We start from the raw sequence: 4883 nt of genomic DNA on the forward strand, positions 1-4883 counted from the left end.
ATCATGGCGCCTTGACGCCGATTTAGGTAGTGGGGGGAGACCATTTCATCAACAGGCTGCTAGAGTACAACCATGTCCCTCCCGCCCATCTGTGAGAGGTCGACAGGGGGCCTGGCTTGAAACAATATGTGTTTATCTATGGCACGGGCCGGAAACCGGTCCGATTTTACTTATCTGGATTGTCGTTGTTGATAAAATGCGGGGCAATCTGAGGACGGGGGGACGGCAGGAGGGATTGATGCCCTTGCGTTCAACAACGTGGGCCGCTCAAAGGAACGGGCGACTTTTATCTCTCATGAGCTGTCAACTCAAGAATACACGCTGCCCATTGTCTTGTAAAACGCTATTATAAAGATTTAAGCCGTGAGCGTCTGGTCCTGGCGACAAGGTTGTGAATATTTTGTTGTTGGCTGGCCATCATGGTGCCGTCCCTCCTCTCGAGGGGATGACTTGTTTCGGTTACCAGTACCCTGTGTCCCATAAAACTTCGCAAGATTGCGCCGGGATTTGGCACACCGGCCGGCGCGGAAAATAATACGAAAGTTTATGGGTTACTGGATACTAGCAGCCTTCATCGACCATGCCGTCACAGTCGTTGTCCAGACCATCGCAGGTGGTTTCTACCGATTCATACCCTATCGGGGCATTGCAGGCCCCGGTCGTGGCATTGATCACTGCCGTACCGCAGACACCATCCGGATCACCGTTGTAATTGCAGGAGCAGCCTTCGTCGACCACGGCGTCACAGTCGTTGTCCAGGCCATCGCAGGTGGATTCCACCGATTCATACCCTATCGGAGCATCGCAGGTACCGGTCGTGACATTGATCACTGCCGTGCCGCAGACACCATCCGGATCTGCGTAATAATTGCAGGGGCAGCCTTCGTCGACCATGCCGTCACAGTCGTTGTCCTGCCCGTCGCAGGTGGATTCCACTGATTCATATCCGGTCGGGGCATCGCAGATACCGGTCGTGACATTGATCACTGCCGTACCGCAGACACCATCCGGATCACCGTTGTAGTTGCAGGAGCAGCCTTCGTCGACCATGCCGTCACAGTCGTTGTCCTGCCCGTCGCAGGTGGATTCCACCGATTCATATCCGGTCGGGGCATCGCAGGTACCGGTCGTGGCATTGACCATTGCCGAGCCGCAGACACCATCCGGATCACCGTTGTAGTTGCAGGGGCAGCCTTCGTCAGTCACGGCGTCACAGTCGTTATCCTGCCCGTCGCAGGTTTCCGTAACCGGCACCACCTCTCCCTGGCAGTCAGAGAACAGCCCGTCGGGGCCGCACACGCGTTCGCCGGCCCTGCACAGCCCTACCCCGCGGGTGCCGGCGGGGCCGGAATAGCAGTTGATGAATACGTCCGGCAGGCAGGACATCACCCCCGGAGCCAGCCGTCCCGCCTGCAGCGCGTAAGGCACACTCGCCAATTGCTGACGAGATCCGAGCACCTCGCCGCCGACGATGATTTCCAGCCACAGGCCGTCGCTCTGGAACAGATCTGCCGGAAAGGGGGTCACCGAGCCGAGCAGCAGGCTGTAACTGCCGTTCTGCACGGCAACCGCGCGCGTCTCTTCCCACAGCAGTTTGCCCGCCGTCGGCGCATCATACAGCCGGAAAGTCATCGCCTGGCCGGCGTTGGTGACCGGCGCGCCGCTGCTGTCGGTCAGCACCCCCTGGTAGTTGACCAGGTTGGGCGCGGCGAAGACGGTTGCTGTGATCAGAAACAAAAACCCAACAAGAAAAATACGCATGTTCATTCCTTCATATCCCGGTCACGGCAGGCAGCCCCCATGGGGGCGGGATTCTCTATCTCGTATCCATCGGGGGGGGGCTGTGGCGCATGTCAGACAGTGAACATAAAATAAGGCACACCCGGCTTCAATCAACCGGGTGTGCCTGCGGTCGGCTATTTCAATTGATTCGAATAGACGCACCGGAATGGGCTCAAAGCGGTCCCGGGGGCCAAAGAAAATGTCATGTAATATCCATCAGGAGTCCAACCGGCTGTACCGGTCCCGCTCCAACCGAACGTAGCGTACCCATACGTGTTTCCGTTGTACATGAAGATCGGTTCGGCGCTCCAGAGATTGTTCCCGCTGCCGTTCGGCGCGCCGGCGTGGATCAACGACTGCAGATCGTTCAGGTCGGGCAGTCGGCCGCCATAGAAAGCGCACTCCCAGGCAGCCGCCGGCTGGGTCAACGAAGCGCGGTCGTAGCTGTCGCTGCGCAGGTCGCTGGTGGTGAAGCAGCCGTCGGAGGCGGCAGGGTCACCGTAACAGGCGCGGGAGCCGAAAATATCCCCCGCCGCTCCCGGCCAGACACAGCGATAGGGAGTGACGGATGTTTCGGCAAGAGCCGACACGTCACCGTCGGAAACCCGGATTGTCGAGCGCTGTCCGGCAGTGGCGCTCGGGTTCAGGGTCCAGAGATAGGAGGTCGAGTTGGCATCGCCAATAGTAGTTGCCAGGGTCTGGTTGGCGCGCACCCGGTAAACCTCGGTGGCGGTCGGCAACCGGCCGCCGAGCCCCTGGCATGTGGCGGATGCGGTTGCGTAGTCGGCCTGCGCGCGCTGGAGCAGATCCCAGGCGTTGCCCCAGTTATCGACCAGCTGGATGCCGCCCGGGTTGGCATTGCCGCCCGAATCACCGGCCGTCGCTGCCTGGCAGCTGTAGCCGCTGCCGTTCCAGACGGCCCGCTCGTTCTGCTTGCAGTGGTTCATCACCGGTTCGACCTTTTCGTGCCAGACACAGCGATAGGGCCAAAAGCCCGCAGGATCCGCAAGTGACATGGTGCTGGAGGAGATGCTCCAGTCCGCGCTCCCCGTTCCGGAAAAGCTCAACATCACCACGCCATAGTTGCCGTTATACCAGTACACGGGTTCAGACGCCCAGAGGATGCCGTTGCCGTTGCCCCAGCCTGCACGCACCAGGTCACCGAACTCACCGGCATCGGGCAAGTCGGCCCCCAAAGCCCGGCAGGCCTCGGCAGCATCTGCAAAGCGGGCTTCGGCACGATTCTGGTTGTCGGCGACCAGCAGGGTTTTTCCGGTAGTCAAAGTAAAGCAGTCTCCATTCTTGCAGCCGGGGTCGGTGGCGATGGGGGTTCCGGAGAAAGAGGGATCGCGGCCGATGCAACGGAATCTCTGGCTTGAGTTTGAAGCGCTGTAGCCACCAGAGCCGCTGGTGCTTGTATAGAACCAGTCACTTTGCGGATTGCCGGACCAGCCGACCAGGGCATGTCCATAACCGCCGCTGTACCAGTACTTGACATCGGAGGCCCAGCGCCAGAAACTGCCTGGATTCTCCAGCCCTGCCTGAATCAGTTCCTGATAGTCCCGAACCGTGGGAAGCGACGCGTCGACGGCCCGACATTCATTGGCGGCGACAGCGTAAGGCAGGGCCGGCCGGTCATAGGTATCAACATGCCAGAACCGATCCTTGGCATGACACTCGGCACCGGCGGGACCGTAACACGCGTCACCCGAGAACCCGTTATTGGTCTGGTCCGGCCAGACACAGCGGTAGGCCGAGGAGGAGGTTTCTGCGAGCGAGCTGATCGAGCCGTCCGCCAGGGTGACCTGAACGCGGTTTCCGGCGGTGCTGTCAGCAATCTGGGTCCAGAGCTGCGTGGTGTCGAGTACACCGGTCAGCTCACCGGTCCCGGTGGTGCCGTTGTTGCGGTAAAGTTCGGTGATCGTCGGCAGCCGCCCGCCAAGCGCCTGGCATTTGGCATTGGCATCCGCCCAGGTCGCGGCCGGGCGCGGCACGCCATCCCAGGTTTTCCCCCAACTGTCGGTCAGCTCAAAGCCCCGGGCATGTCCACCGCTCGGTGTGAGCTGGTCCAGGTTGACGCAGACCCACTGGCTGCCGTCCCACTGCAGCACCTGTCCCTGTCCGCTGCAGGCGGCGCCGGGGATCATGTTGGCGGCGGTCGCCGCGGCGACGGCTTCGGCATCCGTGTAACGGGCGTGGTGAGCCGAGGGGTTGCCGGCATGGGTCGCCAGATCGGTCTGGGTGGCGGCGTTATCGGCCGTCGCCGCGCTGTCGGCACGTTTGGCCTGGAAGGCATAGGGGACGCTGTCGAGGTGCTGGCGCGGAGTCAGCGTCTGGCTGCCGACAGTCACCTCCAGCCAAGTGCCCGGGGTGCCGGAAAAGACCGTGTCCGGCAGCGGCGTCACCGTCCCCAGCTGCACCTGGTAAGTACCGTTCTGCAGGGAGACATTCCGGGTCTCTTCCCACAGCGGCGTGCCGCCGGTGGCGACACTGAACAACCTGAAAACAACCGTCTGACTGCCGGTCAGGGGAGTCCCGCCGGCATCGGTCAACACCCCCTGGTAGCTGATGGTGTTCGGTACCGCGGCCAGCAGTGGCACGGCCGTCAGCAGCCCCGCCAGAAGAATCATTCCCAGCATGGATTTCAGCCGATGAGTCATTTTTCCCTCCAGTCCTTTTTGTCTGCATCCAGATGCAGAGGTCGATCCTGCGATGACCCTGTTGAGTCCTGACCGTCGATCGCCGCGCCGGTCAGCACCCCCTGGTAACTGACCATCCCGGGGGCGGCAAAGAGCAGCGACGAGCAGAGTACCATAGCCGCCACCAGCGTCTGACCGAACAGAATCCCTCCGCGCATAAATGCCCCCTTGATATTGAATCGAACGGACCTGGAACAGGGCGGCCCCACCCCGTTAATAGACGAAGTGGGGCCGCATGCAGGCAGGTTATCTAAGGTGTTGCGATAGTGAACACGGCGTCGGAGAAGTCATTGCCGATAAAGCTGCCGGCAGCATTTTTGGCGTTGATGCGCAACAGCACCTGGGTGCTTGGATTATTCGGCACCGTCCAGACAAAGCTGGTTCCGGTGACGTTGCTGCGCA

The 4883-nt window shown here is 61.2% G+C and carries 3 protein-coding genes; all 3 read right to left on the minus strand.

Annotated elements, in window-relative coordinates:
• Positions 1–561 precede the first annotated feature (561 nt).
• On the minus strand, positions 562–1761 hold the full coding sequence (locus tag C2E25_RS16980; RefSeq protein ID WP_158247324.1) for a MopE-related protein: 1200 nt from the start codon (positions 1759–1761) through the stop codon (positions 562–564).
• A gap of 155 nt (positions 1762–1916) precedes the next feature.
• Entirely contained in the window at positions 1917–4442 is a 2526-nt protein-coding gene (locus C2E25_RS16985) for a hypothetical protein (protein ID WP_103116904.1), read from the minus strand.
• On the minus strand, positions 4439–4639 hold the full coding sequence (locus C2E25_RS16990; protein ID WP_103116905.1) for a hypothetical protein: 201 nt from the start codon (positions 4637–4639) through the stop codon (positions 4439–4441). The genes C2E25_RS16985 and C2E25_RS16990 overlap by 4 nt, the downstream gene beginning before the upstream one ends.
• Positions 4640–4883 lie beyond the last annotated feature (244 nt).

The sequence above is a fragment of the Geothermobacter hydrogeniphilus genome (assembly GCF_002898515.1).
In the GTDB taxonomy this organism is placed as follows: Bacteria; Desulfobacterota; Desulfuromonadia; order Desulfuromonadales; family Geothermobacteraceae; genus Geothermobacter_A.

Coding starts and splice junctions, on each gene's coding strand:
- C2E25_RS16980 (WP_158247324.1), bottom strand. CDS start 1,761: ATGCGTATTTTTCTTGTTGGGTTTTTGTTTCTGATCACAGCAACCGTC.
- C2E25_RS16985 (WP_103116904.1), bottom strand. CDS start 4,442: ATGACTCATCGGCTGAAATCCATGCTGGGAATGATTCTTCTGGCGGGG.
- C2E25_RS16990 (WP_103116905.1), bottom strand. CDS start 4,639: ATGCGCGGAGGGATTCTGTTCGGTCAGACGCTGGTGGCGGCTATGGTA.